The organism is Burkholderia lata, assembly GCF_902499025.1.
Classification (GTDB): Bacteria; Pseudomonadota; Gammaproteobacteria; order Burkholderiales; family Burkholderiaceae; genus Burkholderia; species Burkholderia lata_C.
The window spans coordinates 41,473-58,055 of the sequence record NZ_CABVPW010000028.1; the positions used below are offsets into that span (position 1 = coordinate 41,473).

The following is a 16,583-nucleotide window of genomic DNA, read 5'->3' on the forward strand; positions in this document are numbered from 1 at the left end:
AACGGGTCACGTATGTCCGCACTAACCCTGATTAAAAAACCTTATCGCGGTGAAAAATTCCGCATCTTATTGAACCGATATCGGCTCGCTATAGTGGCTCGCTTTCCCGCACGCACCCGTTGCGTGCGCAGACAAACAGCAGGAGCCCCTTGATGACCAGCGATACCCGATTCACCGAAGTCGAGGATCTGATGCCCGCCGCCGGCGGATTGCGCGAGATCCGTCACCACATCCATCACCACCCCGAACTCGCGTACGAGGAGCACGACACGGCCGCGCTCGTTGCCGACAAGCTCGAACAGTGGGGCTGGCAGGTGACGCGCGGGGTCGGCAAGACGGGTGTGGTCGGCACGCTGCGCGTGGGCGACGGCACGCGCAGCATCGGCATTCGCGCCGACATGGATGCGCTGCCGATCATCGAGGCGACGGGTCTGCCCTATGCGAGCGGCACGCACGGCAAGATGCACGCGTGCGGCCACGACGGCCATACGACGATGCTGCTCGGCGCCGCACAGCACCTCGCGAAGACCCGCAACTTCTCCGGCACCGTGCACCTGTACTTCCAGCCGGCGGAAGAGCACGGCGTCGACAGCGGCGCGAAGAAGATGATCGACGACGGTTTGTTCGAACGCTTCCCGTGCGATGCCGTGTTCGGCATGCACAACCATCCGGGCGCGGCGCCGGGCGTGTTCCTCACGCGGCGCGGCCCGTTCATGTCGGCCGGCGACAAGGCGATCATCTCGATCGAAGGCGTCGGCGGCCACGCGGCGCGGCCGCACCTGACGGTCGACCCGGTGGTCGTCGCGGCGAGCATCGTGATGGCGCTGCAGACGATCGTTGCGCGCAACGTCGATCCGTCGCAGCCGGCGGTCGTCACGGTCGGCTCGATGCATGCGGGCACCGCGAACAACGTGATCCCGAACGGCGCGCGTCTCGAACTCAGCGTGCGCTCGTTCAGCCCCGACGTGCGCGCGCTGCTCAAGCGCCGCATCACCGAGCTGGCCGAAACGCAGGCCGCGAGCTACGGCGCAACCGCGAACGTCGAGTACATCGAAGGCTATCCGGTCGTCGTCAATACGGATGCCGAAACGGATTTCGCCGCGCAGGTCGCGCGCGAGCTCGTCGGCGATGCGCACGTGGTCGAGCAGACCGACCTGCTGATGGGCAGCGAGGATTTCGCGTTCATGCTGCAGCAGCGGCCGGGCTCGTTCGTGCGGCTCGGCAACGGCGAAGGTGAGGACGGCTGCATGGTGCACAACCCGAAATACGACTTCAACGATCGCAACCTGCCGATCGGCGCGGCGTACTGGACGCGTCTCGTGGAGCGTTACCTCGGGCGGTGATGCCGGCGGCGGGGCGAGCGGCCGGCGCTTCCGGCCGCATTGAGAGGAGACGATAACGATGCAGAAAGACCATCTCGCGCTGCACCCCGCGTCGACGGGGGCCGCCGAAACCAGCACGCCAGGTGCGCCGGCCGTCACGCGGCGCGGCGCGATCGCGGCGGCCGTGATCGGCAACTGGCTGGAGTTCTTCGATTTCACCGTGTACGGCTTCTTCGCGGTGCTGATCGGCAAGCTGTTCTTCCCGTCGAGCGACCCGACCACGTCGCTGCTGCTGTCGGTCGCGACGTTCGCGGCAGGCTTCTTCACGCGGCCGCTCGGCAGTGTCGTGCTCGGTGTCTACGCGGACCGCAGGGGGCGCAAGGCCGCGCTGAACCTGACGATCATGCTGATGGCGCTCGGCACGGGCCTGATCGCGATCGCGCCGACGTATGCGCAGGTCGGCGTGGCCGCGCCGCTGCTGGTCGTGTTCGCGCGGCTGATGCAGGGCTTCTCGCAGGGCGGCGAATTCGGCGCGGCGACGACGACGCTGCTCGAACAGGGCGGCACGTCGCGCCGCGCGTTCCGCGCGAGCTGGCAGCTCGCGACGCAGGGCGGTGCCGCGCTGATGGGCTCGGGCTTCGCGGCGCTGCTGTCGAACACGATGACCAAGGACGCGCTGGAGAGCTGGGGCTGGCGGCTGCCGTTCCTCGTCGGCGTGCTGATCGCGCCGGTCGGCATGTATCTGCGCCGCCGGCTCGCCGACGACGCGCCCGGCGACAGCCATCACGGCATCGAACGCGGCGTGCTGCACGAGCTGTTCTCGAAGCACACCCGCACGGTGGTGCTGCTGATGCTCACGGTGATGGGCGGCACGGTGTCGACCTACATCCTGACGTTCTACATGCCGACTTACGCGATCCACACGCTCGGCCTGCCGATGAAGCTGTCGATGTTCGTCGGCGTCGCATCGGGCTGCGTGATGCTGGTCACGTGCCCGCTGTTCGGCTGGCTGTCGGACAAGCTCGGCAGCCGGCGCCTGCCGATCTTCGTCGGCCGCGGCGTGCTGGTCGTATTGCTGTTCCCGGCGTTCTGGCTGATGAACCATCACCCGACGCTGTCGGTGATCCTGCCGCTGACCGCGCTGATGCTGCTGTTCTATTCGCTCGGCTCGGCGTCGGAAATGGCGCTGATGTGCGAGTCGCTGCCGCGCCACGTGCGCGCAACCGGCATCTCGATCGCGTATGCGCTCGCGGTGACGATCTTCGGCGGCACCGCGCAGCTGATCGCGACCTGGCTCGTGAAGACGACCGGCAGCAAGCTCGCGCCGGCCGGCTACGTGGCCGCGTGCGTGGTGCTGTCGCTGATCGCGGTGGCGATGCTGCGCGAGACGGCGCGGGATTCGATGGACTGACGCGCGGCGCAGCACCGCGGACGGCAGGCGGCACTACGCGCTTACCGCCCGCGCACCACCCTCAGGTACGACGCGAGCATCGTCGCGAGTTCCTGCGCGGCCGGCGTCAGCGGGACGGCCGCGCGTTGCAGCAGGCAGATGTCCTGCGATTCGGCCTGTTCGCGCACCGGCACCTTCGCGAGCGCGCCGGCAAACGGCCCGTGCCGCGTCACGGCTTCGGTTTCGAGCGACAGGCAATCGGTCTGCGTAACGAGCTGCAGCGTCTCGAACATCCCTTCGACCGTGGCGAGAATCTTCGGCGGCGGCAGGCCATGCACGTCGAAGTACGCGAGCAGCCGGTTGACGACGGGATCGACGCTCAGGTTCGGCGAGCGCGTCGACACCCATGCGTAGTCGGCCAGTTCGGCGAGCGATTGCGCGTGCATCGCCGGATGCCCGTTGCGGCACACGACCACCGGCGCTGAAGCACGCAGCGGCGTGACCGCGAGATCGGTCGTGTCGGTCTGCTTCGCCACGAGCGCGATCGCGAAATCGACCGCGCTTTCCCGCAACCAGCCGATCATCATCCGCGACGTGCCGGTACGCAGGTGCACGTCGACCTTGTCGAAGCGCGCGCGGAACGCGCTCAGCACAGGCGCGAACGCGTCGATCAGCGGTTCGGCCACGAGGCCCAGCGTGACCGTGCCTTCGTACGCGCCGCTCAGTTGCCGGATTTCCCGTTCGACCTGTTCGCATTCGCCGAGGATCGAACCGGAGCGCGCGAGCAGTCGCTGGCCGACGGCCGTCGGCACGATCCCGCGATTGGTGCGCGTGAACAGCGTCGCGCCGAGCGTTGCCTCGAGGCTCTGCAACTGCTGCGTGACGCCGCTCTGCGCGAGATCGAGCGCGCGTGCGGCGGCGCGCAGGCTGCCGTGCTCGACGACGGCCTGGAAGATGCGGAGCTGGGAGAGCGTGAACGCCATGGGCAAGCGCGAGGCCGGTGATCGGGAAAAGTGATCATGATAAGGCAGCGGGCGATTCCGGCGGCGGCGCGTGCGCACTACGATCGCAGGCAGTCCGGCTCGTGCCGTTTGCCCATCGTCCCGCCCTTCGTCGACCATGAAACGCACCTTCCTTCCGCTCGTTTCCCTATGCCTTGCGTTCGCGGCCAGCGCCGCGCACGCGCTCGATGCGCGCCCCGTGCGCCTCGGTATCGATCCGACCTATCCGCCGATGGATTCGAAGGCGCCCGACGGCAGCCTGAAGGGCTTCGACGTCGATCTCGGCAACGAGATCTGCCGCCGCGCGCAGTTGCGCTGCCAGTGGGTCGAGCTCGAATTCTCCGGGATGATTCCCGCGCTGCAGGCGCGCAAGATCGACGCGATCCTGTCGTCGATGGCGATCACCGAGAAGCGCGAAAAGCAGATCCTGTTCTCGTCGAAGCTGTTCCGCTTCAAGTCGCGGCTCGTCGCGCGGCCCGGGAGCGGCGTCGACAGCACGACCGCGTCGCTGGCCGGCAAGCGCGTCGGCGTGCAGTCGGGTACGCAGTTCGAATCGTGGGCGCTCGCGCACTGGGCGCCGGCCGGCGTCGGCGTGGTGCCGTACAAGAGCCAGGACGACGTGTTCGCCGATCTCGTCAACGGCCGCCTCGACGCGGCGCTGCTCGGCACCGTGGAAGCCGACTACGGCTTCCTGCGCACGCCGAAGGGCAAGGGCTTCGCGTTCGTCGGCGCGCCGCTCGACATGGGCGATCGCGGCGTCGGCATCGGCATGCGGCAGTCCGATACGGCGCTCAAGGCGTCGATCGACGGCGCGATCGCGTCGATGCTGAAGGACGGCACGTACGACCGGATCTCGAAGAAGTATTTCGACTTCAACCCGTACGGCGACTGAGCGCCGCGCGACCTCGCCGTTTCACCCGCTTCTTCGTTTTCATTTCGTTCGAGACCATCGATGCAGATTCGCACCACGCCGCTCCTGTCGCCGTCGATCGGCACGCAGCGCACGCTGACGAGCTTTCATTTCGGGCCGGCCGACACCGGCCGCAAGATCTACCTGCAGGCCGCGCTGCACGCGGACGAGACGCCCGCGATGCTCGCGGCGTTCGTGCTGAAGCAGCGGCTCGCGCAGCTCGATGCCGAAGGCCGGCTCGCGGCCGAGATCGTGCTCGTGCCGGTCGCGAACCCGGTCGGCCTCAATCATCATCTGCTCGGGCAATTCATCGGTCGTTTCGACCTCGCGAGCGGCCGCAACTTCAATCGCGGCTTCCTGCCGCTCGCGGAAATTGCCGCGCGTGCGCGCGACCGGCTCGGCGACGACGGCGAACGCAATCGCGCGATCGTGCGCGAATGCGTCGGCGCCGCGCTCGACGAGATCGCGCCGCGCACCGAGTTCGACGCGCTGCAGCTCGCGCTGCTGAAGCTGTCGCTCGACGCCGATGTGGTGATCGACCTGCATTGTTCGCTCGAAGCGGTGATGCACGTGTACACGAGCGATACCGCGTGGCCTGAAGTCGAGCCGCTCGCACGTTATCTCGGCGCGGAGGTGTCGCTGCTCGCCGAGGATTCGGGCGGGCATGCGTTCGACGATGCGCATCACCTGCTGTGGTCGCAATTGCGGCAGCACTTGCCGGCAGGCACGCCGATGGCGGCCGGCACCGTGGCCGTGACGGTCGAGTGCCGCGGCCAGCGCGACGTGACGTACGAATACGCGGAACGCGATGCCGATGCGCTCGTCGACTATCTCGTGTGGCGCGGTGCGGTGCAGGGCGAGCGCGTGCCGCTGCCGCCGCTCGCGGCGCCGGCCACGCCGCTCGCGGGCAGCGAACAGTTCTATGCGCCGGTGAGCGGGATACTCGTGCACCGCGCGGCGATCGGTGCGACGATCCGCGCCGGCGATCCGCTGTTCGATATCGTCGATCCGCTGACGGACGCAATCACGACGATCTCGAGCGGGACCGACGGCGTGTTCTACATGCGCCGCGCGATCCGGTTCGTCACGGCCGGCGCACCGCTCGGTCGCGTGACGGGCACGGTGCCGGTGCGCAAGGGGATGTTGCTCGGCGCGTGAGCGGTGCGCTGTCCTACAGGCTGGGAGCGCAGATTCGTTCCCGTCAAATTGACCACGGTGCCGCGCATCACTAGATTGTGCGGCGCGGAGTTCGCTCCGTGTTCCGTGAGAAGAACGTTGCAACAGAGTGGAGTTGATACGGGCAGCCCTGGGCTGCCCGTTTTTTTTGCGGTGCGCCTACGGCAACGCGCTGTGGCGAAGGTCGTGAAACAGGTCGTAGACGAGCGTGCGCAACCACTGATGCCCTTCGTCGCGCTGATAGCGTTCATGCCAGAACTGCGCGATGTCGGCCGGCGTGGTGTCGAACGGCAACGGGACGGCGCGCACGTCCTGCAGTCGCGCCAGCTCGCGGGCGAGGCGGCTCGGAATGCACGCGATGAGGTCGCTCGACGACACGATGCGTTCCAGTCCGAACGAATGCGCGAGCTGCAGCACGACATGGCGCGTGCTGCCGGCATGCGGCGACAGCGCGTAGAGCGCCGCCTCGAAGTGCGCGTGGCTGCCGGCCGTGGGCGTGTAGCTCACATGGTCGGCCGCGAAGAACTGCTCGGCGGTAAGCGTCGCGCCGATCGTCGGATGGTCGTTGCGCACGAGCGCGACGTAGGTTTCGTGGAACAGCCGCTGCTGATGGAAGTCGGCATGCAGCCCGGTGAACATGCCGAGCGCGAGGTCGATCTGCCCGAGCTTCATCATCTGCTGCGCGGCATCGAGCGGCGGATCGGCCGTGACGATCCGGATGCCGGGCGCGACCTGGCGCAGGTGCGCGACGAGCGGCGGCATGAAGATCGCCTGCCCGAGATCGCTCGTGTACAGGCGGAAGGTGCGCGTCGACGTGGCCGGATTGAAGGCGCGGCCGGCCTGCAGCGCGGTGCGCAGCGAGGCGAGCCCCTCGTCGACGCGTGCCGCGATCGCGTCCGCGCGCGGCGTGGGCTGCATGCCGTCGGCCGTCTTCACGAACAGCGCGTCGTCGAACAGCGTGCGCAGCCGCTTCAGCGCGTTGCTGACCGACGGCTGCGTGAGGTGCAGCGCGTCGGCCGCGCGCGTCGTGCTGCGCGTGCGGTACAGCACGTCGAACACGAGCAGCAGGTTCAGGTCGATGTTGCGCAGGTCGGGGTCGTGTTCCATCGCGTCGGTCGGTAGGCGGGCATAGATGCCGTGAATGACGGTATTCAACGCCGCAATTTAACAGGGCGCCGCGGCCCTCCTATGCTGGTTCCGATACGCCGCGCCACGGTGGCGCGGCGGCCCGGTTATCACAGGAGGCAGCATGCGGGACAAGATCGCACTCGAGGAGCACTTTGCCACGCCGGACACGATCGGCGATTCCGAGCACTACTTTACCGCCGACATCTGGCCGGCGCGACGCCGTCAGCTGCTCGACGTGCAGGAGGAGCGCGTCGAGCGCATGGATGCGTGCGGGATCGGCTACACGATCCTGTCGCTGAACGCGCCGGCCGTCCAGGCGATCACCGACACGGGCCGCGCGATCGACGTCGCGCGGCGCGCGAACGACCTGCTGGCCGAACAGGTCGCGCGCCGGCCCGACCGCTTCGGCGCGTTCGCGGCGTTGCCGCTGCAGGACCCGGACGCCGCCGCGCGCGAGCTGGCGCGCACGGTGACCGAACTCGGTTTCAAGGGCGCGCTCGTCAACGGCTTCTCGCAGATCGGCCACGCCGACAACGCGACCTACTACGACCTCCCGCAATACCGGCCGTTCTGGGCCGAGGTCGCGCGGCTCGACGTGCCGTTCTACCTGCACCCGCGCAATCCGCTGCCGAGCCAGCAACTGGCGATCGAAGGCCATCCGTGGCTGATGGGGCCGGCGTGGGAGTTTTCACGCGAAACGGGTGTGCATGCGCTTCGCCTGATCGGCAGCGGCCTGTTCGACGAACACCCGAACCTGGCCGTGATCCTCGGCCATCTCGGCGAGCTCGCGCTGCACAACATCTGGCGCACGTCGCACTGGGCGTCCCCGAACGGCAAGAACCCGATGGGCGTGAAGGCGAAACGATCCTTCATCGATACGTTCCGCGCGCACTTCCATGTGACGACGAGCGGCAATTTCCGCACGATCGCGATGCGCAACGCGATCGACGAGATCGGCAGCGACCGCGTGCTGTTCTCGGCCGACTATCCGTTCGAATCGATGGAGGAGGCGAGCGCGTGGTTCGACGCTGCCGAGATCGGCGACAACGACCGGGAGAAGATCGGGCGCGACAACGCGAAGCGGCTGTTCCGGCTGGCCTGAGCCGAACGGGCGCCGCCGATTCGTCGGAACAATCCGTCGATGTGTGGCGGCGCCCGGTTCGGCGGTATCGAATCGAATTCGCAGTACGAATGAGTCATTGAAATTGAACGGGACGATCGGTAACGGCCGCAGCAGACGGGCGTGCCGCATCGTCCGCCGCGCCCGGTGCACGGGCCGTCCGGCCAGCCAGGACAAAACGAAGGAGACACCCTCTTGCAACCCACCCCCGCATTCGACGTGCAGCGCTGGACCGACGCGCTGCCGTTCTCACGTTTTCAGCTGGCGATTGCCTTGCAGTGTTTCGCCGTGGTCGCGCTCGACGGGCTCGATACCGCGCTGATCGGCTTCGTCGTGCCCGCGTTGCGCAGCGACTGGCATGCCGGCACGACCGGCATCACGTTGCTGCTGGCGTCCGGGCTGGTCGGCCTCGCGGTCGGCGCGTTCTTTGCCGGGCCGCTCGGCGACCGGCTCGGCCGCAAGCGCCTGCTGGTCGGGTCGGTCCTGTCGTTCGGCCTGTTCAGCACGCTGTGTGCGGTCGCACCGGAGATTCATTCGCTGACGGCGCTGCGCTTCCTCACCGGTGTCGGCCTTGGCGCGGCGATGCCGAACGCGATCGCGATGACGTCCGAGTACAGCCCGCGCGCCCGCCGTGCGCTGGTCGTCACGACGATGTTCTGCGGCTTCACGTTCGGCTCCGCGGCGGCGGGGTTCATCGCCGCGCACGTGATTCCGCGTTACGGCTGGCATGCGATGTTCGTCATCGGCGGCGTGCTGCCGATTGCGCTCGGGCTCGTGATGATCGCCGCGCTGCCCGAATCGATCCGCTTCCTGATTCATCGGCGCGCACCGGCCGCGCAGGTCTCGGCCGTGTTGCGCCGCATGTCGCCCGATGCGCCGGACGGCACGCAGCGCTTCGTCGCGGACGAGCCGGCGAGCGTCGCGGCGCGCTCGCCCGTGTCGCAACTGTTCGCGCGGCCGCTGCGGTTCGGCACGCTCGCGTTGTGGTGTGCGTTCTGGATGAACCTGCTGATCGTCTATCTCGTCACCAACTGGCTGCCGAGCCTGTTTCGCGAAGCAGGCTTCGATCTCGCGCAGGCGGCGATCGTCACCGCGATGTTCCAGCTGGGTGGCACGGTCGGCGCGATCCTGCTCGGGCGCGCGATGGACCGCTTCAACGCCTACGCGGTGCTGGTGGCCGCCTATCTCGCCGGCGCGCTCTGCGTGTTCCTCGTCGCGTGGCGCTACGACGACCTGCCGTCGCTGTGCATCGGCATCTTCGGGATCGGTTTCGGCGTCGCCGGTTCGCAAACCGGGGCCAATGCGCTCGCGGCCGATTTCTATCCGACCGGCAGCCGTGTGACGGGCGTGAGCTGGGCGCTCGGTGTCGGCCGGCTCGGCGCGATCGCGGGCTCGTTCGTCGGCGCGCTGGTGATGGCGAGCGCGATGGGGCTGTCGGGCGTCTTCATGATGCTGATCGTGCCGATCGTCTGTGCCGCCGTCGCGATCGGTGCGATGGGGCTGCGTTACGCCCGTGCGGGCGGCTATGCGAAAGCCGCCGAATAAGCGCGCGCGAGCGCATTCCCCATACAACGAGGAGACCCCGATGCAGATGTCGGCACGCCGCCGCCGCGCGGCCATGACTTTCGCGGTATTGAATGCAGCGGCCGCAAGCGCCGTGCATGCACAGAGCAGCGTGACGCTGTACGGCAGCCTGGATGCCGGCGTCGCGTATGTGAACAATCGTGCGGGTGGCCCGCAAGCCGCGATGTTGCAGGGCGTGATGCAGCCCGACCGCATCGGCTTCCTCGGCAACGAGGAACTCGGCGCCGGCTGGCGTGCCGTGTTCCGGCTCGAGAACGGTTTTGCGACCAACACGGGCGCGCTGATGCGCAGCGGCACGCTGTTCAACCGGCAGGCGTATGTCGGGCTGTCGTCGGAGCGGGCCGGGACGATCACGCTCGGCCAGCAGACCGCGTTCAACTACGACTGGCTCGCGCCGATGGGCAACGGCTTTCAGTCGTCGAACCTGATCGCGGCGCACCCGGGCAACCTCGACGGGCTGGTCGAGACGACGTCGGCGCAGGAGAGCAACGTCGTGAAGTACCGTTCGCCCGCGTTGTACGGGGTGAGGGTCGGGCTGCTGTTCGGGTTCGGCGGCGTGCCCGGCAATTTTTCGAGCGGACGCATCGCGGGGGCGGGCATCGATTACGTGAACGGATCGTTCGGGCTGGCTGCGGCTTACGTCAACGAGCACGACCGCGCGCTCGGCCCGATGCTCGGCGATACGACCGCGGGCCTCGGCCTGTCGACGTTCCAGGGGCGCCCGGCACTGTCGTACGTGGCGGACAAGGTCGAGAACGCGGGCATCGGCGCTCGCTACGACTGGGGCAACGTGCGGCTGCACGCGCTGTACACCTATGTGAGGTTGAAGGCCGGCGCGCAGACGGATTCGTATCGCACGTTCGACGCGGGCGCCACGTGGCAGGCGACGCCGGCCAATGCGGTGGCCGGCGGGATGTCGACGACGTCGTTCATCGGCCGCCGCTATCTGTCGGCTTCGCTCGGGGACGTGCATGCGTTGTCGAAGCGCACGCAGGTCTACCTGCATGCGGTTGCGCAGCAGGCAACGGGGAGTGCGGCGGCACGCGCCGCGATCTTCGCGGTCGGCGCGTCGGGTACGCAGCGGCAGCTCGCGATCGTGGCCGGGATTCATCATCTGTTTTGAGTGGTGACGGTCGGTGCATCACTCGGACGTGTGACGGGCACGATGCCGGTACGCAAGGGGCCGCTGTTCGTCGCATGTGCGGCGGGGTGTCCTACAAGCTCGGCGCAGTTTCGTTCCCGTCAAATTGACCGGGCTTTTGCGTGTCACTAAATTGGGTGGCTCGGCGTTTGCTCCGGGTTCCGTGAGCAGAACGTTGCAAGGCAATCAGCGTGTGCGGGCAGCCGATGCTGCCCGTTTTTCATTTCACTGCGACGCCGATCCAGCACTGGGCTCATGTCGGCGCACTCGAGTGGGCGGCGAGCAGGCACCGAACGATGGCGGGTCGGCGGTATATCGAGGAGGCAACAGCATGACCCGACGCAAGGTTGTCGTTGCGTCGCCAGTCGCGACGCAAACGCTGCTGGGTGACATCCGGGCATTGATCGACGCGGCGCGACAGCGTACCGCCTCGGCGGTGAACAGCGAGCTGACGATGCTCTACTGGCGCATCGGCCAACTCGTCCATACCCAGGTCCTGGCGGGTAAGCGGGCCGACTATGGTGAGGAAGTGCTTCCGACGCTGGCCACGCAATTGACGAAAGACTACGGCGGCAGCTTCGCCGTGAAGAATCTTCGTCGCATGGTGCAATTTGCCGTCACGTTTCCGGACGAGCGGATTGTCGTATCGCTGATACGACAATTGAGCTGGACGCATTTCGTTGCGTTGGTTCCGCTCAAGGACCCGCGCCAGCGTGACTACTACGCGCAGATGGCCAGCGTGGAACGCTGGAGCGTCAGGACGCTGCGCGAACGTATCGATTCGATGTTGTACGAACGCACCGCACTCTCCCGGAAGCCGGATGCGTTGATTGCGGAGGAACTGGCGACGATGCGAGACGCACAACGCCTGTCGCCCAGCCTGATCATGCGCGATCCATATATTCTCGATTTCCTCGGTCTGCGCGACACGTGGCAGGAGGGCGACCTCGAGACAGCGATCATCCGCGAAATGGAGTCCTTTCTGCTGGAGCTTGGCGCAGGCTTCACTTTCGTCGCCCGGCAGAAGCGCATCCAGATCGACGACGAGGATTTCCACCTCGATCTGCTGTTCTACAACCGAAAATTGCGGCGGCTGGTTGCGGTCGAGTTGAAGGTCGGCGATTTCAAGGCCGCGTACAAGGGGCAGATGGAACTGTATCTGCGCTGGCTCGACCGGCACGAGCGAGAGGCGGATGAGGCACCGCCCCTTGGAATCATCCTCTGCACCGGAAAGAAATCAGAGCAGATCGAACTGCTGGAACTGGACAAGTCAGGGATCCACGTTGCGGAGTACCTGACCGCTTTGCCGCCGCGTGCGGTGCTGACGGAGCGACTGCAGCAAGCGATGCAACGGGCACGGTCGCAGATCAGGCCGCGTAGCGCGGCGCGGAACACGTCCTGATGCATTCCGCGCTGCGTTCACTCACCCCCGCCGCGCCACCAGCTCCGACACCGTCTGCGCGGCCTGCTGCAGCGGCCCGAGAAACTCCTTCACCATCTGCTTTGCGGTATGCCGCTGCGCGTTGCCGCTGATGTTCATCGCCGCGATGATCTGCCCGCGCCGGTTGCGGATCGGCGCGGACAACGACATCAGGCCCACTTCGAGTTCCTGGTCGACCACCGCCCAGCCCTGCAGGCGCACCTGTGCGATTGCCGCCTTCAGTTCGCCGAGGTCGGTGATCGTGCGCGGCGTATGCGCGCGGATGCCGCTTTGCGCGAGCGTCTCGTCGAGCGCGTCATCGTCGAGCGCGGACAGCAGCACGCGGCCCATCGACGTGCAGTACGCGGGTAGCCGGCTGCCGATCGACAGGTTGATCGTCATGATCTTGCGGGTCGGCACGCGCAGCACATAGACGATCTCGGTACGGTCGAGCACGGCCGCCGAGCAGCTTTCGTGGATCTGCGCGGACAACTGCTCCATCACGGGATCGGCGAGATTCCAGAACGGCATCGACGTGAGGTACGCGAAGCCAAGCTCGAGGATCTTCGGCGTGAGCCGGAACAGCCGGCCGTCGGCCTCGACGTAGCCGAGCGTCTGCAGCGTGAGCAGGATCCGGCGCGCGCCCGCGCGCGTGAGCCCGGTGGCCGAGGCGACCTCGGTGAGCGTCTGCTCCGGACGGGCCGCGTCGAACGCACGGATGACCGCGAGGCCGCGCGCGAACGACTGGACATAGGAGTCGCCGGGTTTCGTCTGAGTGTCTTCGGTTGTCATGAGCGCCTGGAATATCGTGCAGCCGAGAAGATAGCGCATGGGGCCTGACACGCCAACCGCACGGTGGACCGGGCGCTTGACAGGTCGTCCCCGCACTCCCTATGATGCGTTGAACGTTCGATACACGATCTTATGTTCGTATATAGAACATTTAAGCGCATCCCGACGGGCAATGCAAGGGGGGCGCCCTGTTCATTCCCCAGCCTTCCTGGGACCGGAGACACTGATGACCGAAGCTTTTCTGTGTGATGCGATCCGTACGCCGATCGGGCGTTACGGCGGTGCACTGTCCGGCGTGCGCGCCGACGACCTGGGCGCGGTGCCGCTCAAGGCGCTCGTCGAGCGCAACCGCGACGTCGACTGGACGGCGATCGACGACGTGATCTACGGTTGCGCGAACCAGGCCGGCGAGGACAACCGCAACGTCGCGCGCATGTCGGCGCTGCTCGCCGGGCTGCCGCAGGGCGTGCCGGGTTCGACGATCAACCGCCTGTGCGGTTCCGGGATGGATGCGGTCGGCGTGGCCGCCCGTGCGATCAAGTCCGGCGAGGCCGCGCTGATGGTCGCGGGCGGCGTCGAGAGCATGACGCGCGCGCCGTTCGTGATGGGCAAGGCCGCGAGCGCGTTTGCGCGCCAGGCCGACATCTACGATACGACGATCGGCTGGCGCTTCGTCAATCCGCTGATGAAACAGCTGCATGGTGTCGATTCGATGCCGGAGACGGCCGAGAACGTCGCGGTCGACTACAACATCAGCCGCGCCGACCAGGACCTGTTCGCGCTGCGCAGCCAGCAGAAGGCCGCGCGCGCGCAGCAGGACGGCACGCTCGCCGAGGAAATCGTAGCGGTCACGATTCCGCAGAAGAAGGGCGATCCGGTGGTCGTGTCGCGTGACGAGCATCCGCGCGAGACGTCGCTCGAAACGCTGGCGAAACTGAAGGGCGTCGTGCGCCCGGACGGCTCGGTGACGGCCGGCAATGCGTCGGGCGTCAACGACGGCGCCGCCGCGCTGCTGCTCGCGAACGAAGAAACCGCGAAGCGCTTCGGCCTGACGCCGCGCGCACGTGTGCTGGGGATTGCTACGGCCGGCGTCGCGCCGCGCGTGATGGGCATCGGCCCCGCGCCGGCCACGCAGAAGCTGCTCGCGCGGCTCGGGATGACGATCGACCAGTTCGACGTGATCGAGCTGAACGAGGCGTTCGCATCGCAAGGTCTCGCGGTGCTGCGCATGCTCGGCGTTGGCGACGACGATCCGCGCGTGAACCCGAACGGCGGCGCGATTGCACTGGGCCATCCGCTTGGCGCATCGGGTGCGCGTCTCGTGACGACCGCGATGTACCAGCTGCATCGCACGAACGGCCGCTTTGCGCTGTGCACGATGTGCATCGGCGTCGGCCAGGGCATCGCGATCGCGATCGAACGCGTCTGACCCGCGTCACACGGCGAAGCGGCAGGGCATGCGCCGCTTCCCGGTTTTATAAGCGATGCGCGGCACGAGGGTTCTCGTGCCGCGCATCGTCGTTAACCGGCCTGCGACAACTGCTGGAGACGCGCATCGAGCGCGTCGATCTCGGTGTCCGCAAATACTTCGATCCCGTGCTCGCGCAGCAACGCCGCCGTGACACCGGCGCCCGCGTGCCGCCGGTTCTCGAAACTCCCGTCATAGATGAACGTGCTGCCGCACGACGGACTGCCGTCCGCGAGGATCGCGAAGCGGCAATCGTGCGTGCGCGCGAGTGCCAGCGCGGTGTGCGCGCCGGACACGAACGGTGCCGTCACGTCGGTGCCGTTCACGTCGACGATGCGCGCGGCGCCGGACAGCACCCGCTGCCCCGATTCGCCGCCGGCGATTTCGGCGGGCGGGCGCGGCACGCTGAAGCCACCGGCCAGTTCGGGGCAGACGGGCACGAGGCGCCCTTCGCGTTGCCACCGTGCCAGCGCCTCGTGCGCGGCGGTCTTGGCCGAACCGTTGTAACGGACCGGATGACCGACCACGCACATGCTGACGAGGATCTTCGGCATGGCTTGCGGCTGCGCTTCGTTCTGCAATTTCGCTCTCCGTGATGCCGCGACGGCCGATGGCTGCCGTGGCAAAGCGGGAAATTCTACCCCGCACCCGCGTGCCGGTGCGTCAGACGGTCGGCCCTTCCAGATGAATGTCTTCCGGCTCGAGCGCGTAAAGCGCCGGGTCGGGCGATGCGCTGACCGTGAAGCCGAGCCGCAGGTAGAAGTCGATCGTGTTCTGCGACGGCGTCGCGGACACGTACAGGCGTGCAGCGCCCATCGCGCGCGCCTGCTCACGGGCCATGTGGTAGAGCTGCTCGCCGAGCCCGCAGCCGCGCCAGTCGTGGCTCACGTGCAGGAACTTCAACTGCAGCATGTCGCGGTGCGGGCCGAGCGGCTGGCTGTCGACGACGACCGCCGCGACGAGCCGCGCGCCGTCGAACATGCCGACGCACCAGCCGCCGCGATCGTGACAGTCGAGCAGGATCGGCGTGTAGTGGTCGGCTTCGCCGTCGGGCCAGCCCGCGACGTCGTAGAACTCGGGCACGAGATGCAGCGCGCCGTCGCGCAGCACATACAGGTGTTCGATGATCTCGCGCCGGTCGATGGTCCACACGAGCGGCACTTCGTCGCGTGCGAGCGGGCGAGCGGAAAGCGCATCGCGTTCGGCGGCGGTGCGGCGCGTCATGCGGCCTCCCGATGCGCGGCGATCGCATACATCAGCGGCAGGCGCGGCATGCCGTCGGGCGGCACCATCCGATGGCCGTCCAGCTCGCGCATGCCGTCGAAGCCCTTCCAGCCGTTCGCATACGGATATTCGGTCAGGCGGTCGATCGCGAGCCCGGCCGATACGAGCGCGTTCACGACCTCGCCGATGCCCCACATGAACTCGTAGCTCGGATGCGGGTTCGCGAAATCGACGACGCCCGGATGGTCGTGCTGCGCGCCGAGCCCCGTGCCGGAGGCGGCGACGTAATCGCCGACACCCGCCGGCTCCTCGGTCGCGTCGCCTTTGAAATAGTCGTAGTGCGGCGTCCAGTGTTCGTCGAAATACAGCGCGAACGGATGGAACTCGACCATCGCGAAACGTGCGCCCGGCGCGAGCAGCGCGGCGATCCCGCGCGCCCACGCGTTCAGGTCGGACAGCCAGCAGATCGCGCCGTACGACGTGAACACGCGATCGAAGCGTTCGCCGCGGGCGGCGGCCTCGGGCATCCAGTCGAGCACGTCGGCGCGCTCGAACCGTGCGGGCAGGCCCGCGTCGGCCGACAGTTGCCGTGCGAAGGCGATCGCTTCGTCTGAGATGTCGACGCCCGTCACATCCGCGCCGTCGCGCACGAGGCTCAGCGTGTCCTGCCCCGCGTTGCACTGCAGGTGCAGGAGTCGCAGCCCGCTGATGTCGCCGAGCAGTTCGCGTTCTTCCGGAAAGAGTGTCGAGCCGCCCGCGCGGAAAAATGCGGCCTGATCGCCTTTATGGCTGTTATGCGCGACTGTCGCCGTATTCCAGGACAGCCGATTCAGTTCGTGCAATGCCTTTTTCATTGAATTCGAATGCTGGTTGAATGGAGCAGGATAGACGGAATCGTTTCGCCGCG

General features: G+C 67.4%; 15 protein-coding genes. 9 read left to right on the forward strand and 6 right to left on the reverse strand.

All coding sequences use genetic code 11. The features are described 5' to 3' along the window. Window positions 1-152 precede the first annotated feature (152 nt). Window positions 153-1,343, forward strand: coding sequence for a M20 aminoacylase family protein (locus BDI24065_RS26115; RefSeq protein ID WP_175033697.1), 1,191 nt, complete (start codon window positions 153-155; stop codon window positions 1,341-1,343). A gap of 58 nt (window positions 1,344-1,401) precedes the next feature. Next, complete coding sequence (locus BDI24065_RS26120; RefSeq protein WP_175033698.1) at window positions 1,402-2,733, forward strand: MFS transporter; 1,332 nt, start codon at window positions 1,402-1,404, stop codon at window positions 2,731-2,733. A gap of 41 nt (window positions 2,734-2,774) precedes the next feature. Here BDI24065_RS26120 and BDI24065_RS26125 read toward each other — a convergent pair whose 3' ends face one another. Further along, window positions 2,775-3,695: a LysR family transcriptional regulator gene (locus BDI24065_RS26125; protein WP_175033699.1), complete on the reverse strand. Its 921-nt coding sequence runs from the start codon at window positions 3,693-3,695 to the stop codon at window positions 2,775-2,777. Between the two features lie 136 nt (window positions 3,696-3,831). On the opposite strand from BDI24065_RS26125, the gene BDI24065_RS26130 reads away from it, so the two are divergent. Further along, window positions 3,832-4,605: a transporter substrate-binding domain-containing protein gene (locus BDI24065_RS26130; RefSeq protein ID WP_175033700.1), complete on the forward strand. Its 774-nt coding sequence runs from the start codon at window positions 3,832-3,834 to the stop codon at window positions 4,603-4,605. A gap of 60 nt (window positions 4,606-4,665) precedes the next feature. Next, a complete protein-coding gene (locus BDI24065_RS26135) occupies window positions 4,666-5,781 on the forward strand; it encodes a succinylglutamate desuccinylase/aspartoacylase family protein (protein WP_175033701.1) in 1,116 nt (371 codons plus the stop codon). A 177-nt stretch (window positions 5,782-5,958) separates the two neighbouring features. On the opposite strand, the gene BDI24065_RS26140 is transcribed toward BDI24065_RS26135, so the two are convergent. Further along, window positions 5,959-6,906 carry a LysR family transcriptional regulator gene (locus BDI24065_RS26140; protein ID WP_175033702.1) on the reverse strand — a complete coding sequence of 316 codons (948 nt, stop codon included), beginning with the start codon at window positions 6,904-6,906 and terminating at the stop codon, window positions 5,959-5,961. A gap of 142 nt (window positions 6,907-7,048) precedes the next feature. Here BDI24065_RS26140 and BDI24065_RS26145 point away from each other — a divergent pair, with 142 nt between their 5' ends. The 4 genes from BDI24065_RS26145 to BDI24065_RS26160 all read left to right on the forward strand — a co-directional run bounded on the left by BDI24065_RS26145 (window position 7,049) and on the right by BDI24065_RS26160 (window position 12,174). Beyond that, a complete protein-coding gene (locus tag BDI24065_RS26145) occupies window positions 7,049-8,029 on the forward strand; it encodes an amidohydrolase family protein (RefSeq protein ID WP_175033703.1) in 981 nt (326 codons plus the stop codon). A 213-nt stretch (window positions 8,030-8,242) separates the two neighbouring features. Continuing rightward, window positions 8,243-9,592, forward strand: coding sequence for an MFS transporter (locus BDI24065_RS26150; protein ID WP_175033704.1), 1,350 nt, complete (start codon window positions 8,243-8,245; stop codon window positions 9,590-9,592). Between the two features lie 40 nt (window positions 9,593-9,632). Further along, complete coding sequence (locus BDI24065_RS26155) at window positions 9,633-10,754, forward strand: porin (protein ID WP_254609867.1); 1,122 nt, start codon at window positions 9,633-9,635, stop codon at window positions 10,752-10,754. A 349-nt stretch (window positions 10,755-11,103) separates the two neighbouring features. Next, window positions 11,104-12,174, forward strand: coding sequence for a PDDEXK nuclease domain-containing protein (locus tag BDI24065_RS26160; protein WP_175033705.1), 1,071 nt, complete (start codon window positions 11,104-11,106; stop codon window positions 12,172-12,174). A gap of 21 nt (window positions 12,175-12,195) precedes the next feature. Here the strand turns inward: BDI24065_RS26160 and BDI24065_RS26165 are convergent, their stop codons facing one another. Next, window positions 12,196-12,984 carry an IclR family transcriptional regulator gene (locus BDI24065_RS26165; RefSeq protein WP_175033706.1) on the reverse strand — a complete coding sequence of 263 codons (789 nt, stop codon included), beginning with the start codon at window positions 12,982-12,984 and terminating at the stop codon, window positions 12,196-12,198. Window positions 12,985-13,210: 226 nt separating this feature from the next. On the opposite strand from BDI24065_RS26165, the gene pcaF reads away from it, so the two are divergent. Next, on the forward strand, window positions 13,211-14,413 hold the full coding sequence (pcaF, locus tag BDI24065_RS26170; RefSeq protein ID WP_175033707.1) for a 3-oxoadipyl-CoA thiolase: 1,203 nt from the start codon (window positions 13,211-13,213) through the stop codon (window positions 14,411-14,413). Between the two features lie 92 nt (window positions 14,414-14,505). Here the strand turns inward: pcaF and BDI24065_RS26175 are convergent, their stop codons facing one another. The 3 genes from BDI24065_RS26175 to BDI24065_RS26185 all read right to left on the reverse strand — a co-directional run bounded on the left by BDI24065_RS26175 (window position 14,506) and on the right by BDI24065_RS26185 (window position 16,530). Continuing rightward, the gene (locus BDI24065_RS26175; RefSeq protein WP_438820036.1) at window positions 14,506-15,006 is read right to left on the reverse strand and encodes a DUF523 domain-containing protein; all 501 of its coding nucleotides are present in this window, start codon (window positions 15,004-15,006) and stop codon (window positions 14,506-14,508) included. Between the two features lie 109 nt (window positions 15,007-15,115). Further along, window positions 15,116-15,676 (reverse strand): GNAT family N-acetyltransferase, encoded by a 561-nt coding sequence (locus BDI24065_RS26180; protein WP_175033709.1) that lies wholly within the window; start codon window positions 15,674-15,676, stop codon window positions 15,116-15,118. Beyond that, window positions 15,673-16,530, reverse strand: a complete 858-nt coding sequence (locus BDI24065_RS26185) for a class I SAM-dependent methyltransferase (RefSeq protein ID WP_175033710.1) — start codon at window positions 16,528-16,530, stop codon at window positions 15,673-15,675. Before BDI24065_RS26185 ends, BDI24065_RS26180 begins: the two co-directional genes overlap by 4 nt. Window positions 16,531-16,583 lie beyond the last annotated feature (53 nt).